Here is a 17,206-nt window from a genome sequence, read left to right on the forward strand (position 1 = left end):
TTTGAATACAAAGCTCTATAGTGAACTAAACGGAATACTCTCATGGCGAATCATTTTGAATTCAATATTCGTGTTTATATCGAAGATACGGACGCAGGTGGTATTGTTTACCATGCCAACCACATTCGCTACATGGAACGTACCCGTACAGAATGGCTCCGTGCTTCTGGCGTTGATCATTACTGGCATCAAAAAGACTACAACTTTGTTGTTCACAAAATTGACGTAAAATACATGCGTCCTATCTTAATGGATGACTTAATTACTGTTACAGCACGTGTAGTTTCATGTAAAGCTGCGTCATTTGTGTTGCAACAAAATATTTATCGTGGTGAAATCTTGCTTGCTTCTGGCGAGGTTGAATTGGCATGTTTAAGTAAAGAACTTGTAGCTCGTCGTCTTCCAGAAGAAATACGTGATCTTATTCGTAAAGAATTGGAACAAGACTAAAAAAGCAACCGGCATATGTAACTATGGCAACAAACATTGAATCAACCCTGCATATTTCTGACCTTATCTTACAAGCAAGTCCAGTCGTCCAATTGGTCATGCTAATTTTATTGTTAGCATCAATTTTTAGTTGGTATTTGATTGCCAAGTTACATATGGGTTATAAAAAAGCACGTCAAGGTGATGAACATTTCCAAAAAATGTTCTGGTCTGGTGCTGAACTCAATACGCTCTATAACAACGCACAACTCAACTCAAAACGATCAGGCCTTGAAGATATTTTTTATCAAGGACTGAGTGAGTTTTTTAAACTTAAAAAGCGTAACGCATCTACCTCTCAAACCATTGAAGGCACTGAGCGTATTTTACGCGTAGGTTTAAGTCGTGATCAGAGTACTCTTGAATACGGCTTAGGTACTCTAGCAAGTATCGGTTCTGTTGCTCCATACATCGGTTTATTCGGTACAGTTTGGGGAATCATGAATGCCTTTATCGGTTTGGCTGCCGTTGACCAAGTGACTTTAGCTACAGTTGCACCGGGTATTGCCGAAGCACTTATTGCGACCGCAATTGGTTTATTTGCTGCCATTCCCGCTGTATTAGCTTTTAACCACTTTACGGCTAAAGGTGAAAGCGTCTACTCTGATCGTGCATTATTTGCCGAAGAGATGATTGCTTTATTGCAACGTCAATCTGTGGGTTCATCACAGGAAGATGTATAATGGCCATTCAACGTTCAGGGCGCTTTGAGCGCATAAAAAAACCATTAAAAAGTGACATGAACGTCGTGCCTTATATCGATGTAATGCTGGTACTTTTGGTTATTTTCATGGTGACTGCTCCCATGATTACCAGCGGTATTAAAGTCGATTTACCTCAGGCAAATAATCGTCCAATTGAATCTAAAGATATGCCAGCCATGGTAACGATTGGTAAAGATGGCAATATTTATCTTCAATATCAAGACTACAAAGACAACGAGCCACTTTCTCGTGAAAAACTTGAATCAGTTTTGAGTGAAGCTCAAAAACAAGCTGAGCAGGAAAAGAAACAACTTACAGTTTTAGTGAACGGTGATAAGTCTCGTCCTTACGGTGAAGTCGTGTCATTGATGGCAAGTTTACAAGAAGCAGGTTTAACTCAAGTTGGCCTTCTGACAGAGCCTTTAAAATAAGCTATGAACAAAAATCAAAAGCCTCCCTTTAAACAAAATGCAATTGCATTGGGCTTCACACTTGGAGTTCATGCAATTGCCATTGTTGGCTTGCTTTTTTTAGGCTTGAGTAAACCACCTGAACAGCCAAAAAAGCTGACTACTATTTTAGTTAAGCCAGAAGATTTGCCACCACCTTTAGCCAAAGAAGTTGAGCAACAAACTACAGCAGAAAATCAGGCTGAAGAAGTTTTAAGTCCAATTGTAGATAAAACTCTTCCGCAAAATCTTCCTGCAATACCTCCTTCTCTTCCAACAGCGCAACAGCTTGTTGCTCCAAAGCAAAAAACTGAGCAGGCGCAGCAAGCAAAATTAGCTGAGGAAAAACGCAAAGCTGAAGAAGCCGCTAAAGCGAAGCAAGCTGCAGAGCAGCAACGTTTAGAGGAAGTTCAAAAACAGCAAGCTGAAGCTAAGCGTCAAGCTGAAGCAAAAGCTGCAAAAGTCGAAGCTGAACAAAAGCGTAAAGCTGAAGCTGAGGCAAAAACTAAACATGAACAAAATGAAGCTCGTAAAGCTGAAGAAGCTGCTAAACGTAAAGCTGAGACTGATGCAAAACTGAAACGTGAAGCTGAAAATGCTAAACTTCAAGCACAGCAAGAAGCTAAACGTAAAGCTGAAGCTGATGCGAAAGCTAAACATGAAAAAAATGAAGCCCGTAAAGCTGCTGAGGATGCTAAACGCAAAGCAGAAGCTGATGCAAAGGCTAAACACGAAAAAAATGAAGCCCGTAAAGCTGCTGAGGATGCTAAACGTAAAGCTGAGGCTGATGCGAAGGTTAAACAGGAAAAAAGTGAAGCTCGTAAAGCTGCTGAAGATGCTAAACGTAAAGCTGAAGCTGATGCGAAAGCCAAGCAGCAAAAAGCTGCTGAAGATGCCAAGCATAAAGCTGAAGCTGATGCGAAAGCCAAACATCAAAAAGCAGCTGAGGATGCTAAGCGTAAAGCTGAGGCTGATGCAAAAGCTAAAAAGCAGAAAGCTGCTGAAGATGCTAAACACAAGGCTGATGCTGACGCAAAAGCTAAACAGCAAAAAGCAGCTGAGGATGCTAGACGTAAAGCTGAAGCTGAGGCAGAACAAAAAGCTGCATCTGCTAAAAAAGCTCAGGAAGAAGCTGCTCAGAAAAAAGGAGAAGCCAAAAAAATTGCATCTTCAGCAAAACGTGATTTCGAGCAGAAAATTAGAAATGCTTGGGATATTCCAGCTGGAACATCGGGTCAAAAAGCAACTGCCCGTGTGACACTCAGTGATAGTGGAGCTGTATTATCTGTTATTGTTAGCTCTAGCAACCCAGATGTCAAAGCTAGTGTTGAGGCAGCTATTCGTTCTGCTGCACCTTACCCAATGCCATCTGATCCAGATGCGCGTCGTGAGGCTAGATCTTTCAGCTCAACATTTACTGCTAAATAATTATATTGTTACATGCTTTAAATAGTTTAAGGCATGTAACTATGTTACAAAATCCACAGTCACAAAATGCCTTCAATGACTTTAAATCTATGAAAACGAGCCGCAAACACCTTCTATCCTTAGCGCTACTTACAGCATTAAGTCCCCTTGTGCCTACAACTGCCTTTGCTCAATTACACTTAGAAATTGCAAAAGCACCTGATCAAGCGCCTAAAATCGCTATTGTTCCTTTTAATAACGACAATGGACTTTATCCTATTGTTGAAAATGACTTAAATCGTTCAGGTCGTTTCACAAGTTCATCTAAAAACCTACCTGCCAATGCTGCGATTAACCAAATTCAAGCATCCGATTGGCAAGCTGCTGGTATTCCTTATGTAGTGACTGGACAAATCAAGCAAACAGCTGATGGTTTTGAAATTCATTACCAGCTTTATGATGTACAAAAACAACAATATCTTCTTAATGAGTTATTAAATGTTCCTGCGTCACGCATACGTCAAGCAGGTCATATAATAAGTGATGCTATTTATCAGGCACTCACAGGGATTCCGGGCGACTTTAGCGGTCGTATTGCTTATGTATTACGTAACGCGGCAACCCCAGCAGAACGTTACACATTACAAATTGCCGATACCGACGGTGAACAGCCAAAAACTGTTCTCGCTTCACGCGACCCGATTCTTTCTCCGGCATGGACTCCTGATGCTAAAAAAATTGCTTATGTTTCTTTTGAAACCAAGCGACCAGCAATTTATTTACAAGATCTTTCTACCGGAACACGCGAAGTACTCACCAGCTTTAAAGGCTTAAATGGTGCACCAAGCTTTTCACCAGATGGCAAATCAATGCTGTTTACAGCATCGATGAATGGTAACCCTGAAATTTATCAAATGGATTTATCAACTCGCCAAGTCAAACGTATGACAAATGACTCGGGAATTGATACCGAAGCACGTTACACGCCAGATGGAAAAGCTTTTATTTTCACCTCTGATCGTGGCGGTTCCCCTCAAATTTATCGCTATGATTTTGGGGATGGTTCTGTAAAACGCTTAACATTTAAAGGGTCATTTAATGCTCGTGGTACTTTAAGTGCCGACGGTAAAAAAATCGCACTTGTGCATCGACCAAGTGGTAGTGATTATAAAGTTGCTATTCAAGATTTCAGTACAGGCATTATCAATATTCTTACTCCAACCAGTTTAGATGAATCACCAAGCTTCTCCCCGAATGGACAAATGGTGGTCTATGCAACTCGTGAAGGGAACCGTGGTTTACTGTCTATCATGTCCACTGATGGTCGTTTCCGTATGAATTTACCAAGTGAACAAGGTGAAGTACGTGAACCAGCCTGGGCGCCTAAATAACTTTTTATTCCATTGATGGAGATGATGATGAAATCAATCAAATATTTGGCTTTTCCTCTACTGAGTGTAGCGCTTGTTATGACAGGCTGTGCCAGCCGTAAGCCAGCAACAACAGCAACTGCTGGTACTACAACAAATCCGAGCACAGTAAATACAACAGGCTTAAGTGAAGATGCTGCATTAAATGCCCAAAATTTGGCAGGTGCTTCATCAAAAGGTGTAACGGAAGCAAATAAAGCAGCTTTAGCTAAACGTGTTGTTCATTTTAACTATGACAGCAGTGATTTATCTAATGAAGACTATCAAACTCTTCAGGCACATGCTCAGTTCCTTATGGCAAATGCAAATTCAAAAGTTGCATTAACTGGCCACACAGATGAACGTGGTACACGTGAGTACAACATGGCTTTAGGTGAACGTCGTGCGAAAGCAGTTCAAAGTTATCTCATTACAAGTGGTGTAAACCCACAGCAACTTGAAGCTGTAAGCTATGGTAAAGAATCTCCAGTTAACCCGGGTCATGACGAATCAGCTTGGAAAGAAAACCGCCGCGTTGAAATTAACTATGAGGCAGTTCCCCCTCTATTAAAATAAAACAGGCTTAAAAAAATAAACGCCCATACAGTTGGGCGTTTATTTTAACTACTTTTTATTTAAGAAGATTTGTTTTCATCTTCTTCTGAATGCTGCATTGACTCAATCAAATCATGCTTATTAAAAGCTTTATATTCAGGCTTTGCCTCATAATCTTTCCAAGCTTCCTGAATATTCTCTTTCGAAATTTTTTCTAAATTGATTGGTTCGCCTGCCGTGGGGGTCGCATCAAACTTCTTAGTTGTCATTTCGATTCTCCTAAATATACATTCCTTTGCTATGCAAACAACATACCATGTAAAGTGGGGCTTGTAAGCAGAAATGCAACACAAATAAAGTAAGATAATTTTTATTTTCCGGCATTCTCATCTAGAATATGCCACGTATTTATTTGACTCATTTTGATGCTTGCGCACAGGAGCTTTGTTTTATGTCCAACCTCACATTGTCCCAGTTTTTACAACAAGAAAAAGGGAACCTTACACCTGAGTTGGCTCAAGTCATCGACACAATTGCCACGACTTGTAAAACCATTGATCAAGCCCTGCAAAAAGGTGCATTGGCTGGAATTTTGGGTAGCGCAGGCAACGAAAATGTTCAAGGTGAAACACAGAAAAAACTTGATGTGATTTCTAATGATTATTTAATCGATGCACTAAAAGTTCACCCTCATGTAGGTGGCCTTGCATCTGAAGAACTTGATGATTTCACACCAGCGCAAGAAAACGGCGAATATTTGGTTCTATTCGACCCATTAGATGGTTCAAGTAACATTGATATCAACATGTGCGTAGGAACAATCTTCTCTATTCTTCCTGCAAAAAATGCAGTCACACAAGCAGAAGATTTCATGCAAGCAGGCACTCAACAAGTTGCTGCGGGTTATGTTCTATATGGCCCTTCAACAATGATGGCTTTAACTGTTGGAAATGGTGTGGCATTCTTCACTTTAGATCCAGTAACTCAAACCTTCTTACTAACTGCCAATAACATTCAAGTTTCAGCAGATACTCAAGAATTTGCGATTAATGCATCTAATCAGCGCCATTGGGAACAACCAGTAAAGCAATATATTGAAGAGTTGCTTGCAGGTAAAACCTCTGTACGTGAAAAAGATTTCAATATGCGTTGGGTTGCATGTATGGTGGGTGATATTCACCGTATTTTATGCCGTGGTGGTATTTTCCTTTACCCTTATGACTTAAAAGACCCGAAAAAAGCTGGTCGTTTACGTTTAATGTATGAAGCTAACCCAATGAGTATGCTCATTGAACAAGCTGGCGGTGCATCAACTACTGGCCGTGTACGCATTCTAGAGATTGAACCTACAGAACTTCACCAACGTGTTCCTGTAATTATCGGTTCTAAGAATGAAGTTGAACGCGTAACGAACTATCATTAATAATTTAAATTACAGAGGGCATCATAGATAGTATGATGGTGCCCTTTTGGACATTATCCTTATGGCGGTTATTTTTTTAGAATCAAAAGACAATGCAAAAATTAAACATTTGCGTGGTTTAATTGAACTCAATAGCGCCCGAAAAAAGCATCAACAAACAGTTCTTGAAGGCACCCACCTTTGTTTAGCATGGTTACAACAGCAGAAAAAACTCTTTTCTTTGTTTACAACCGAACAAGCATTAGAACATGACGATTTAAAAAAAATAATCGAACTCCATCAGGGTCATGTTTTTATTATTAGTGAAGTTCTATACAAAGACTTAAGTACCTTAGGTAATACCCTACCTTGCTTGGCAATTATTGATTTGCCTAAGACCGCTGCCACAATTGATTATAGCTTAGATACTTTAATCTTAGAAAATGTACAAGATCCGGGTAACGTAGGAACCCTATTACGTTCAGCAGCAGCAGCAAATATTAAGCAAATTATTTGTACACAAGGTTCTGCCTCACTCTGGTCTCCACGAGTTTTAAGAGCTGGTATGGGCGCTCATTTTAGCCTATCTTGTTTTGAAAACTTCCAACTGACCGACATCCTCCCTAAATTTGATATTCCTGTTTTTGTAACCAGCTCTCATCGCTCAACTAGTCTTTATTCAAAAGATCTTTCAAAGCCATGTGTCTGGATTTTAGGTAACGAAGGACAAGGTGCAAGTGACTATGCTTTAGCGCATGCACAGTCAGTGACAATTCCTCAACCAGGTGGTCAAGAGTCATTAAATGTAGCAATTGCCGGATCTGTTTGCTTTTTTGAAATGGTTCGCCAACGCCAATAAAACGTTAATTTATTTTACATCGCTCATATTTGTGAAAAAAATCATTTACACTACTAAAAAATAGCCGATTGTTGTCAACCTCCCACCTCTTTTCAACGTTATATAAGAGATATATTGAAGATAAGGTGGGTACGTCCAATGACAGGATTTTCCATCTCCATGGATTTAGCACCGAAAAAGTCTCGATCGGAAGCATCTAGTGCTCATGCCAGCACGGCTGAACAACGCCTAAAGGTTTTCATGCAAGATGTTACTGGTCGTGCTTTAGTGATGATGGAAAGTGCTACCCAAGGTCAACAAGGCATTGCCATGGACTTGGTTCAAGAAGCATTTATTGCTTTACACAAGTCTTACGCCGATCGAAGTACTGAAGAATGGTATCCGTTGTTTTATACGATTCTCAATAACAAACTTCAGGACTGGCGACGCAAAGAAGCCCGTCGTGCAAATCCATTTTCATTCTTCAAAAAAGTTAGTCTAGACAATGATGATGAAGAAATCATTGATATTGTCGATGAAAAAGCAATCAATCCAGCAGATTTTCTAGATCAAGCAGTAACGATAGAAGAGATTCAGGAAGCGATTGCAAAACTACCTGTTCGTCAACAACAAGCTTTCATGTTACGTGCTTGGGAGGGGTTTGATACCCATACTACGGCACAAATTATGAACTGCACTGAAGGTAGTGTGAAAACCCATTATCATCGAGCAATTCAGGGACTTAGAGAGTACTTAGCACATTTAAATCCCATGGGAGGTTCTAATGAATCATGATGATTTCACTAAAAAGGTGACGTCTAAACTCGATAGTTTGGCTCATCACCATAAAAATAAAACAGTGGTAATGAATCATGTGCTTGACCGTATCCAGCAAAAACCAGCCTCTTATTATAGTGTCTGGAAAATGACTGGTTTTGCACTTGCTGCAGCGATTACCGGCTTTGTCATTTTACCCAACTCGGCAGAGATGATTGAGAAGCCACAAAATCAAGTAATTGTTAATCCTAAATTATCACCACAAATGGTTGAAGATTTAGAAATGCTGATGGTGTTGGGTGAGGATAAAGTTCAACATGGTAGCTAAAAAGTTAGCACTTATCCTTTGTTCATTAAGTTTCTTGCAAACAAGTTTTGCAGGTTTTGAACGTTTCTGGATTTTTTCTAAAGATGCCAATACGCAAGTAGACGATACTTGGAATGCTATGTCTGAAGAAGAGCAACGCGCTGTAATTAAACGCTATCAAAGCTTAAAAGAGCTACCCGCAAACCAAAGTGCTAACTTGCAGCAACGCATGGATTGGTTCAACCAACTTCCAGATGCAGAAAAGCAAAAAATGCGTGAAGCTTGGCAAAAAATGAGTACACAAGAACGTAATGACTTACGTCAACGCATGCTAAAAGCCAGTGCAGATGAAAAAACGGCTATACGTGAAGAATATATCAATAAATATCTAGAGCACTAATTCATTTTTTAATGAAAAATATGTGTATTTAAAAAAACTTATAATGAATAAAAAAGCCTCCGATAGGAGGCTTTTTTATGTCTGCTTATTTACGATAACGTCTATAAGCAATTAAACCAAGCAGTGAAGCAATAGAAAATAACCCAATACTTCCCCCACCACTTCGTGAATCATCCGTTGTGGTTGCGGTACTGGCTAAATTAATCGTTCCAGCCTTAGATGAAATTGTTCCATCAGCATCATAAACGTAATAAGTCAAAGTATCATTGAATGTATTGAATACATTACTTGCTTGAATATAGATGTTGCCACCATAGCAGATATTACCACTATCATCTTTAGGACATGGACCTTCGCGATCTGCTTTAACTACTTTGAAAATACCATCCTTAGAAGTTTTACTTGGTATATAAATCGGTAACTCCACACCCTGATCATTTACCCAAAATTTAGGTTTATTAGGTTTTGTCTTAAGTGTACTTGTCGGACCATCGCCATCATCATTCGCATACTGTAATACATTTAAAGGAATGACTTCATTTGCTAGATATTTAAACGTTACCGTTGCATCACCAGCTACTGGTGGAATGTTATCAAATCGAGCTTCTAACAACCCAGATGATTGCGTAGAGCCATCTTTACTACTAATAGTATATTTACAGTAGTTGTAATCACCCGCTTGGGTAATGATGTCATCTGAACGATAGAATACAATTTGCTGTAAAGCATCATTCCATTCACAGAAAAGTCCATCATCTTTTTTGATATTCGTAACTTTATCGTCGATTAACCCTGTCCCGACAGTTTCAAGATTAATATTATAGTCAGTTGTATTAAAGAACTTTAAAGAGTGATTACTATCTTCATTTGGTAAAGGTAAACCGCTTGCTTTTAAATCAATATAGATCGCTCGATATTTTGCATTTGCTTTGGTTTGATCAAGAAGATTTTTATAATTCGCAGAATCAATTTTTAGCACATTTAATAAATATGCATAATCTGGATTCAACATATTCTTCTGAACAGTATCATATTGAGACTGATATTTCGCAAGCAGATCTGTAAGAGACGTATTACCTAAGCCTTTTAGATCACCAGCGGTAAGTTTCATTAATTCAATTGAACCAATATCACAACTATTGCGGCTATTTGGCTGATAATAGAGTTTGCTATCAGCAAGTCGCGATAGACCTCTTTGGTCAATAGAAGTACATGAATCTTTAGCTTCTGGATCTACGTCTACTAAGCTCTTACCACTTACATTATTTTTAGGATAGTAAATTGGTAAAAATCCAGTTTCAGGTCCAGCTGCATGTAAAGGTTCGAGTAATGAGTCAAGAGATTGACCTGCTATATCAACAGTTCGATGTGTAGATGTAAGTGCTTCTGTTGGTAGGTCACATTTTTCAGTATCATTCGTCAAATTTAATGCGTTGAAAGAGAGAATGAAACCAGCATTTTTTAAATCAGTCGCAGGCCCTATAAAATAATGACACGCATAAGTTCCTAAATTAAAACCAATTAAATTAAATCTTAACTCTTTACTGCCTAACGTATCATATAAAAAGGTGCTATAGGCATTGTTTTCAACAATCGTATTATTTTTTAAAGATAAACTACTATTAGCGCTAAGTATCGTTGAAGGATTAGGAGTACCGTTAGGGGTAGCATCACCAGTAAATTTCAAAATACTGCCATTTACAGTGTTCGCAATATTTTGGGCAATGGTATTAATTGTAAATGTTGCTTTCGGCTCCCCGCAGAACTCAAAAGTATTATTAGAACTATTTGAGCCATTATTCATAATACTAGAAGAGGTAAATGTTACTTCCCGTTTTGCATAAGCTGTACCATTCCAACAGCTCATTGAAAGCACACTTCCGGCAGTTGCAGTATTACCTTGAATCAAAGAGTGAGTTGCTGACAAATTGACATTATCACCACCCAGAAAAATAGCACCTCCTTTCTGAGCTTGTGAGTTCAATATTTGAGTATTAAGTAATGTAACATTGCCTCCAGCATAAATAGCACCTCCGAAATCTGGTGCTACCCCATTTTCCAAAATAACGTTTTGAATAAATAAGGGTTGTTTATTTATTGCTGTATTGAATATACGTGATTTACCACCAGCATTAATTCTAGTCTGTAAAGGCTGCAGTGCTGGATAATCATTGGTTAAAACACTTTTCTCTGACCAGTTTTTATCTTGATCCTTTTCACCAGCTCCATAAATTGCGATATCCGCATTTGGAACCAACTCTTTATTTAATGTATAAGTTCCTGCTTTGAGTTGAATGACCTGACTTTTAGACGTGTTATAAACTGTACATCCATAATCAGATCTTCGTGTCTCAGCAACTTTTATCGCTTCTCTTAACGAGCAAGCATTTGGATTTTCGCCATCTTCATCCGCAAAAGTTGTAACTTCAATTCTTTGATTAGCTGTATCGGCAAAAAGAGGCATAGCCGCGAGTACAGTGAGTGCTAATACTGCTTTTTTATAGTTTTTCATCGTCCTCATCCCTGATTATGACTTGAAACGGCGTAAGGCAATTAATCCAAATAGCCCTAAAATTAAACCGCCACCTACACTTCCCCCACCACCTGTACTCACAGACTTATCTTCGATACCAGATAAAGGCTCTTGGACTACAGTTGCCGGAATCGATACATATTGGAAATCGGTACCATCATTGAATCTAGATACACTCGTAACAACTTGAATACTAAATATATCTGCGCCATGCCAGTTTCCATTTGGTGTGTAAACAACATTTCCGTTTTGATCTATGGTTACACTACCTTTAGAAATTGGCGTATCTGTACTTTGCTTAATTTTCAAACAGCCAGGTTGCCAATCTTTGCCATCTGGACGGTCACCAAATAAACGCTTACATGTGGCTGGGGTAACCAAGTCTGCTTCACTTAAGGAGTTCAAAATATTAAATTTTGCTACCTGTCCATATTTAATATCCTGTCCAACAGTCGCAATTTCATTATTTAAAATATATTCAATTGCGCCCAAGTCGCACAGCTCATCATAACCACTACGGTTTTTTCCACGCTGGTCAAGTCTTTCACAACTTGCCAAACCAATTGAAGAACCATCACTATATAGACGGCCTTTATTAATAATTAAAGAATCCGCTAAAGTGTTGTAGCTCTCAAGTAACCGAGGCTTAAAGAAACCTAAGAAGCTATCTTTTGGCGTATTAAATGGACATAACAAGCCATCTTTTGCGGTTACATCACATACGCCTTCATCGCTATCACCAGCAATTAACTTTTCATTAGCAGGAAGGAGGATATTAGGAAGTTTTACAGAAGCATTTCGATTACAGTCAGCGGTCACCAAATTACTTTGTACAATGGTTTGATCATTTGTATTGGCAGTACAGTTAACAGTATTACCAACTAAAATACTGTTAGAAATAGAAGCATTTCCTTGAGGAGCATCAAGGAATAATCCGGCTGCATTTTTAACCATTGTAATATTATTAACAAACATCCCATCTTTAATGTTTGCAATAAAGCCTATCTTGTTATGGAAGAATGTACTGTTACTAAAACCTATGGCACGTATACTTAAGTAGCCACCAGTACTTTCATCATCAAATTTTGTTGCACCATAAAATAGCGCACCATCTGCCGAGGAAACTTCATTATCGCGTACTACAGATTGCGTCACGAGATATAAAGGCTGCTCACTATAAATCACACCGCCTTGGGTAGCTTTATTATTTTGAATCAAGCTATTTATAATATTTACAAAACCAGCAGTTTGCCCCGTTTTAGATAAAAGTCCCTGATTGTAAATTGCCCCACCCTGATTTGCATAACCGCCGATCAATCGCGAGTTCTGAATCGTGAGTTTTTCATGGTTTAAAATTAAGCCACCTGTTAACACATTAGAGTTTGAACCTGCACCTTGTAGATTAAGGTCACTCAAGGTCACAGCAAAGGATGGTTTTTCAACACTCCCATCATCAATTTTAAAGAGCTGATCTGTACCCACCATTTTGATTGTCGCGTTATGAGAACCAGGCTGATCAGTATCAACTATAGTAGAATCATTTTTTGCGGTACTAATAGTAAGAGGAGCAGTAATCGTTATTTTGCTATTTAATGTATATTCTTGATCACGCTGCAAAATAATATTTGATGAAGCATCTTTATTTCCACAGCCATGATAACCATTTGCATATTTTTCTACATCAGCAGCATTTGATGAACCACGATAATTCAGAAACTGTACTGCTTCCCTGAGCGTACATACCGTATCATCTTTATCTTCATCAGCTAAGCTCGTGACCTGAATATCAGCAGAATAAGCGTGCCCAGCAGCAGCCAATAATGCAAAAGCAATGCTCCGTTTGAGCATACCCTTCTCCTTACCTATTTTTTTCATTTTTCTTTGTCAATATTGCAAATTTTTTACTTTTGCAAACGCATCCTTTGTGCGTACTTTGTCACAGGAAACAGAATTTCTCAAGATGTTTTGATCGGTCTATAGCGTCATTTTGAGTGGGTGAGTTTGTAAACATTTGAACAATTAAATATCTATAGATATATAGAAAATTTAATGATGAGAAAATGAGAGATAAGCCTTTTAAGATTAAAAGTATAAATATTTAATTTTCAATATTTTTTATAATAAAGTGTCTAACTTAGACCAATAAATTAAAACTAAAAGTTTAAGAAATTTTAATGTTGATATTCATCAATTAAGGCATAGATTTGTCTTAAAGTTGCGTTTGAAAGTTTAGTCTTCTCACCTTTAAGAAGTTTCTCTAATTGAGCCACAGTCTGCAATAAGACAGAAGCTTGATGAGGCCCATGTAAAAGTAAATAATCTACAATCTGCTGATCAAAATGAATACCACGTCTACTCATTACAGAAGTCACCAAAGCATATCGATCAGCATATAAACTTCCACTTGGCACTTTTACACTCACCGCTTGTGTGAGACGGGATTGTAAATCTGGCAATTCCAGTTTTAATTCAATCGGTGCAACGCGTGAAGAAAACACGAGTTGCCCTTCATGGTTATTCATTAAATGAAAAACGGCTTTTTGCCAGTGAGGCACACCACTAATTGATTCAATATCATCTAAAGCAACAAGATCATAATGTTCTAGGCAAGTAATTGCCTCAATGGGTGCATCAAGAAGCTCAAGTAGTGAAACTTTAATTGCAGACTTACCAACTTCCAAATAAGAGTCACAAATTGCCGAAAGCAAATGACTCTTCCCTGTTCCAGCTCCACCATAGATATAAAACCTATTTACCAGACCCGCATGTAGTTGACGCACTGCATCGACTACATGCCCCCAACCTGGTCCCGAAAAATCACTGATTCGGGCATCAAGTTGAGGTTCTATATCCAGTTGGAGTTGACGCATATAATGAATTGGCCTTGAAATTATTTCTGATCTGAACGATTCGGGATACCTGTATCTTGCTGTTTTTTAACTTCAAGATCAAGTTTAGTATCTTCAGTTTCTACATGAAGTTGCTCAATATTGCCGTCTTGGATCACTAATGTAGAAGATGGAGCATATAATGAGCTCCTTTCATAGTTTTCTCTTAAATGTTTTAAGAGCACTACAATCACAGCTGCTACAGGTAATGCAATGAGCATTCCTAAAAAACCAGCAAGTTGTGCACCTGCCAACACCGCAAATACTACTGCAACTGGTGAAAGACCAATTTTATCGCCGAGTAGAAATGGCTGTAGAATATAACCCTCTACCGCTTGGCCAATCATAAATACTACACCGACCAGTAATAAATGCATCCAGTCCATTCCGAACTGAAATAAGCTTGCAATAATCGCTGCAATAATCCCTACCGCAAATCCTAGATAAGGGATGATACTGGCAAGACCAGCTACCATACCAATAATCAGTCCAACCTCTAGTCCAATTAATTGTAGTCCTACGGCATAAACCACACCGAGTAAAAGCATAACAAGGAATTGACCTTTGACGAATGCACCTAAAACACTATGGCATTCACGAACGATTTGTAATGTATTTGCTTCATATGGTCTTGGAATGAGACGACGTAAGTTTTCTAACATACGCTCCCAATCTAATAAGAAATAAAAAGCAATAATTGGAATTAAAACAATTGTCCCACCGATCTGAATAAAGTTCAGACCTGATTGCGCAAGCTTTAATAAGACAGCTTGAATACTATCGGCACTATAATTTGTCTGAACATAATCCATAACCGCTTTGGACATTTGATCAGTATCAATTTCCATCTGCTGGACATGAAATGTCGAAGAAACCCATGGTAATAATTCGCCATTAATCCAATGAATTCCAGCCGGAATACTATCTCGAGCGTAAACGAGTTGTTTCCAGATAAGCGGCACCAAATACCATAATGCAACGGTTAAAGTCACACCGATCCCGATAAAAACAATGCCAATTGCTAACCAACGCGGCAGTCTCATTTTTACCAGAACTTCAACGAGTGGACTAAATAAATAAGCCAGGAAAAAAGCACCAAGGAATGGAATGACCACAGGCTTGAGCAAGTATAATACCCATACCAGCAATACAATACCTGCGAGTAAGAAAATACGGCGCAGTATACGATCTTGCATAAAATCTAGCCTTTTTTGATTTAATCGTTATAAATAGAAAAATATTTTTATTAAAGATAGCATTTTCGAGCATAAATACCATAAGAGTTTCGTATATTCAGGTTATAATCTGCCGCCAATGCGGAGACTTCATTTATGAGCAACTCAACTTCTACCCCAAATACCGGTTTAAGCTACAAAGATGCGGGTGTTGACATTGAAGCGGGCGACGCACTGGTCGATCGTATCAAGTCAGTCGCTAAACGTACAACTCGTCCAGAAGTCATGGGCGGACTTGGTGGCTTTGGTGCACTATGCAAAATTCCTAAAGGTTACGAAGAACCTGTTTTGGTTTCTGGTACTGACGGCGTAGGCACTAAATTACGTTTAGCACTTAACCTTAATCGTCATGACACAATCGGCCAAGATCTTGTCGCTATGTGTGTAAACGATCTTTTAGTTTGTGGTGCAGAACCATTATTCTTCCTCGATTATTATGCTACTGGCCACTTAAATGTAGAAGTAGCTGCCAATGTAGTTAGCGGTATCGGTAAAGGTTGTGAACTTGCAGGTTGTGCACTTGTAGGTGGTGAAACAGCTGAAATGCCAGGCATGTATGAAGGCGAAGATTACGATCTTGCTGGTTTTGCCGTAGGTGTGGTTGAGCAAAGCAAAATTATTGATGGCTCTAAAGTAAAATCTGGTGACGTACTTATTGGTGTTGCATCAAGCGGTGCTCACTCAAATGGCTATTCATTATTACGTAAAATCTTAGACGTTAAGAATGTAGACTTAACTCAAGTGATTGACGGCCGCCCTCTTGCAGATGTTGCAATGGAACCAACACGTATTTATGTAAAACCAGTTCTTGAACTTTGCAAACAAGTTGATGTACATGCTATGGCACACATCACTGGTGGCGGTTTACCGGGTAACTTACCACGCGTATTACCAAATGGCGCTCAAGGTGTAATTAATGAAGCTTCTTGGGAATGGCCAGAATTGTTCAAACTTCTACAACGTGAAGGCAATGTAGAACGTTTTGAAATGTACCGTACCTTTAACTGTGGTGTAGGTATGGTTATTGCGGTTGATGCAAATGATGCAGAAAAAGCAATTGAAGTGCTTAATGCTCAAGGTGAAAAAGCTTGGAAAATCGGACATATCCAAGAAAATGCTGAATCAGTGGAAGGTGCAGACGAAAAAATTCGTGTGATCTTTGAATGATGAAAATTGCTGTTCTAGTCTCTGGGAACGGCAGTAACTTACAAGCCTTGATAGATGCACGTCTATCAGGGCAAATTGTAGGTGTATTGTCCAATAAAGCTGATGCTTATGCTTTAGAGCGCGCTCAAAATGCCAATATTGCTACAGCAGTAATCTCTCATAAAGACTTTCCTAGTCGCGAAGATTTTGATGAAGCAATGCATCAACAACTTATCGCATGGCAAGCTGATATTGTTATTTTAGCCGGCTTTATGCGTATTTTAACTGCAAACTTTGTCGATAAATGGCAAGGTAAAATGCTTAATATCCATCCATCGTTATTACCTGCTTATAAAGGTGTTAATACACATCAACGTGTATTAAATACAGGTGATCGACTACATGGTTGTACAGTTCACTTTGTGACTTCTGAACTTGATGCAGGACAAGCAATTGCCCAATCAGCAATTCAAGTTAAAGAACATGATAATGTTGCTTCTTTGGCTGAACGTGTACATAAACTTGAGCATTTTATTTACCCACAAGTTGCAGAATGGTTATGCAATGGTCAGCTCACATGGAAAAATGGACAAGCCTATTTCCGCAATCAAATTCTTGAACACCCTATTCGTTTTGCTGCTTGGTAAGAGTTTGCTCAACGTAAATT

General features: G+C 38.8%; 18 protein-coding genes. 13 read left to right on the plus strand and 5 right to left on the minus strand.

All coding sequences use genetic code 11. The features are described 5' to 3' along the window. The first annotated feature begins 42 nt into the window (after window positions 1-42). From ybgC to pal, 6 genes are all read left to right on the plus strand, one after another. Window positions 43-450, plus strand: a complete 408-nt coding sequence (ybgC, locus tag ABLB96_RS16255; protein WP_004699892.1) for a tol-pal system-associated acyl-CoA thioesterase — start codon at window positions 43-45, stop codon at window positions 448-450. 23 nt (window positions 451-473) lie between these two features. Then, window positions 474-1,172 carry a protein TolQ gene (gene tolQ, locus ABLB96_RS16260; RefSeq protein ID WP_348895487.1) on the plus strand — a complete coding sequence of 233 codons (699 nt, stop codon included), beginning with the start codon at window positions 474-476 and terminating at the stop codon, window positions 1,170-1,172. Next, entirely contained in the window at window positions 1,172-1,624 is a 453-nt protein-coding gene (tolR, locus tag ABLB96_RS16265) for a protein TolR (protein WP_309455971.1), read from the plus strand. The genes tolQ and tolR overlap by 1 nt, the downstream gene beginning before the upstream one ends. Before the next feature lie 3 nt (window positions 1,625-1,627). Continuing rightward, entirely contained in the window at window positions 1,628-3,070 is a 1,443-nt protein-coding gene (gene tolA / locus ABLB96_RS16270) for a cell envelope integrity protein TolA (RefSeq protein ID WP_348895488.1), read from the plus strand. Between the two features lie 89 nt (window positions 3,071-3,159). After that, on the plus strand, window positions 3,160-4,440 hold the full coding sequence (gene tolB, locus ABLB96_RS16275; protein WP_348895503.1) for a Tol-Pal system beta propeller repeat protein TolB: 1,281 nt from the start codon (window positions 3,160-3,162) through the stop codon (window positions 4,438-4,440). Window positions 4,441-4,467: 27 nt separating this feature from the next. Then, the gene (gene pal, locus ABLB96_RS16280) at window positions 4,468-5,034 is read left to right on the plus strand and encodes a peptidoglycan-associated lipoprotein Pal (RefSeq protein ID WP_348895489.1); all 567 of its coding nucleotides are present in this window, start codon (window positions 4,468-4,470) and stop codon (window positions 5,032-5,034) included. 59 nt (window positions 5,035-5,093) lie between these two features. On the opposite strand, the gene ABLB96_RS16285 is transcribed toward pal, so the two are convergent. Then, entirely contained in the window at window positions 5,094-5,282 is a 189-nt protein-coding gene (locus tag ABLB96_RS16285) for an NF038105 family protein (RefSeq protein ID WP_348895490.1), read from the minus strand. Window positions 5,283-5,464: 182 nt separating this feature from the next. On the opposite strand from ABLB96_RS16285, the gene ABLB96_RS16290 reads away from it, so the two are divergent. The 5 genes from ABLB96_RS16290 to ABLB96_RS16310 all read left to right on the plus strand — a co-directional run bounded on the left by ABLB96_RS16290 (window position 5,465) and on the right by ABLB96_RS16310 (window position 8,737). Further along, a complete protein-coding gene (locus tag ABLB96_RS16290) occupies window positions 5,465-6,436 on the plus strand; it encodes a class 1 fructose-bisphosphatase (protein WP_348895491.1) in 972 nt (323 codons plus the stop codon). A 61-nt stretch (window positions 6,437-6,497) separates the two neighbouring features. Beyond that, window positions 6,498-7,274, plus strand: coding sequence for an RNA methyltransferase (locus ABLB96_RS16295; RefSeq protein ID WP_348895492.1), 777 nt, complete (start codon window positions 6,498-6,500; stop codon window positions 7,272-7,274). Window positions 7,275-7,433: 159 nt separating this feature from the next. Continuing rightward, window positions 7,434-8,048 (plus strand): RNA polymerase sigma factor, encoded by a 615-nt coding sequence (locus tag ABLB96_RS16300; RefSeq protein WP_000362312.1) that lies wholly within the window; start codon window positions 7,434-7,436, stop codon window positions 8,046-8,048. Continuing rightward, window positions 8,038-8,358 (plus strand): hypothetical protein, encoded by a 321-nt coding sequence (locus ABLB96_RS16305; protein WP_348895493.1) that lies wholly within the window; start codon window positions 8,038-8,040, stop codon window positions 8,356-8,358. Before ABLB96_RS16300 ends, ABLB96_RS16305 begins: the two co-directional genes overlap by 11 nt. Further along, complete coding sequence (locus tag ABLB96_RS16310; protein ID WP_348895494.1) at window positions 8,348-8,737, plus strand: DUF3106 domain-containing protein; 390 nt, start codon at window positions 8,348-8,350, stop codon at window positions 8,735-8,737. The genes ABLB96_RS16305 and ABLB96_RS16310 overlap by 11 nt, the downstream gene beginning before the upstream one ends. Window positions 8,738-8,822: 85 nt before the next feature. On the opposite strand, the gene ABLB96_RS16315 is transcribed toward ABLB96_RS16310, so the two are convergent. From ABLB96_RS16315 to cxpE, 4 genes are all read right to left on the minus strand, one after another. Continuing rightward, on the minus strand, window positions 8,823-11,249 hold the full coding sequence (locus ABLB96_RS16315; protein ID WP_348895495.1) for a CSLREA domain-containing protein: 2,427 nt from the start codon (window positions 11,247-11,249) through the stop codon (window positions 8,823-8,825). Between the two features lie 15 nt (window positions 11,250-11,264). Then, window positions 11,265-13,118 (minus strand): rhombotarget A, encoded by a 1,854-nt coding sequence (gene rbtA / locus ABLB96_RS16320; protein WP_348895496.1) that lies wholly within the window; start codon window positions 13,116-13,118, stop codon window positions 11,265-11,267. Window positions 13,119-13,441: 323 nt separating this feature from the next. Continuing rightward, window positions 13,442-14,140, minus strand: a complete 699-nt coding sequence (hda, locus tag ABLB96_RS16325) for a DnaA regulatory inactivator Hda (RefSeq protein ID WP_348897735.1) — start codon at window positions 14,138-14,140, stop codon at window positions 13,442-13,444. 20 nt (window positions 14,141-14,160) lie between these two features. Next, window positions 14,161-15,354: a chloramphenicol efflux transporter CxpE gene (gene cxpE / locus ABLB96_RS16330; RefSeq protein ID WP_348897734.1), complete on the minus strand. Its 1,194-nt coding sequence runs from the start codon at window positions 15,352-15,354 to the stop codon at window positions 14,161-14,163. A 135-nt stretch (window positions 15,355-15,489) separates the two neighbouring features. Between cxpE and purM the strand changes: the two genes are divergently transcribed. Continuing rightward, window positions 15,490-16,560 (plus strand): phosphoribosylformylglycinamidine cyclo-ligase, encoded by a 1,071-nt coding sequence (gene purM / locus ABLB96_RS16335; RefSeq protein WP_309455961.1) that lies wholly within the window; start codon window positions 15,490-15,492, stop codon window positions 16,558-16,560. Then, window positions 16,557-17,186, plus strand: a complete 630-nt coding sequence (gene purN, locus ABLB96_RS16340; RefSeq protein ID WP_348897733.1) for a phosphoribosylglycinamide formyltransferase — start codon at window positions 16,557-16,559, stop codon at window positions 17,184-17,186. The genes purM and purN overlap by 4 nt, the downstream gene beginning before the upstream one ends. The last annotated feature ends 20 nt before the right edge of the window (window positions 17,187-17,206 follow it).

Origin of the sequence: Acinetobacter sp. XH1741 (genome assembly GCF_041021895.1) — a bacterium.
In the GTDB taxonomy this organism is placed as follows: Bacteria; Pseudomonadota; Gammaproteobacteria; order Pseudomonadales; family Moraxellaceae; genus Acinetobacter.

What these genes read in the sequence shown, in the direction of transcription:
- ABLB96_RS16290 (WP_348895491.1), top strand. Translation starts at nt 5,465, where the DNA reads ATGTCCAACCTCACATTGTCCCAGTTTTTACAACAAGAAAAAGGGAAC.
- tolA (WP_348895488.1), top strand. Translation starts at nt 1,628, where the DNA reads ATGAACAAAAATCAAAAGCCTCCCTTTAAACAAAATGCAATTGCATTG.
- ABLB96_RS16315 (WP_348895495.1), bottom strand. Translation starts at nt 11,249, where the DNA reads ATGAAAAACTATAAAAAAGCAGTATTAGCACTCACTGTACTCGCGGCT.
- tolQ (WP_348895487.1), top strand. Translation starts at nt 474, where the DNA reads ATGGCAACAAACATTGAATCAACCCTGCATATTTCTGACCTTATCTTA.
- rbtA (WP_348895496.1), bottom strand. Translation starts at nt 13,118, where the DNA reads ATGCTCAAACGGAGCATTGCTTTTGCATTATTGGCTGCTGCTGGGCAC.
- ABLB96_RS16285 (WP_348895490.1), bottom strand. Translation starts at nt 5,282, where the DNA reads ATGACAACTAAGAAGTTTGATGCGACCCCCACGGCAGGCGAACCAATC.
- purM (WP_309455961.1), top strand. Translation starts at nt 15,490, where the DNA reads ATGAGCAACTCAACTTCTACCCCAAATACCGGTTTAAGCTACAAAGAT.
- ABLB96_RS16295 (WP_348895492.1), top strand. Translation starts at nt 6,498, where the DNA reads ATGGCGGTTATTTTTTTAGAATCAAAAGACAATGCAAAAATTAAACAT.
- ABLB96_RS16305 (WP_348895493.1), top strand. Translation starts at nt 8,038, where the DNA reads ATGAATCATGATGATTTCACTAAAAAGGTGACGTCTAAACTCGATAGT.
- hda (WP_348897735.1), bottom strand. Translation starts at nt 14,140, where the DNA reads ATGCGTCAACTCCAACTGGATATAGAACCTCAACTTGATGCCCGAATC.
- cxpE (WP_348897734.1), bottom strand. Translation starts at nt 15,354, where the DNA reads ATGCAAGATCGTATACTGCGCCGTATTTTCTTACTCGCAGGTATTGTA.
- pal (WP_348895489.1), top strand. Translation starts at nt 4,468, where the DNA reads ATGAAATCAATCAAATATTTGGCTTTTCCTCTACTGAGTGTAGCGCTT.
- ybgC (WP_004699892.1), top strand. Translation starts at nt 43, where the DNA reads ATGGCGAATCATTTTGAATTCAATATTCGTGTTTATATCGAAGATACG.
- tolR (WP_309455971.1), top strand. Translation starts at nt 1,172, where the DNA reads ATGGCCATTCAACGTTCAGGGCGCTTTGAGCGCATAAAAAAACCATTA.
- purN (WP_348897733.1), top strand. Translation starts at nt 16,557, where the DNA reads ATGATGAAAATTGCTGTTCTAGTCTCTGGGAACGGCAGTAACTTACAA.
- ABLB96_RS16300 (WP_000362312.1), top strand. Translation starts at nt 7,434, where the DNA reads ATGGATTTAGCACCGAAAAAGTCTCGATCGGAAGCATCTAGTGCTCAT.
- ABLB96_RS16310 (WP_348895494.1), top strand. Translation starts at nt 8,348, where the DNA reads ATGGTAGCTAAAAAGTTAGCACTTATCCTTTGTTCATTAAGTTTCTTG.
- tolB (WP_348895503.1), top strand. Translation starts at nt 3,160, where the DNA reads ATGAAAACGAGCCGCAAACACCTTCTATCCTTAGCGCTACTTACAGCA.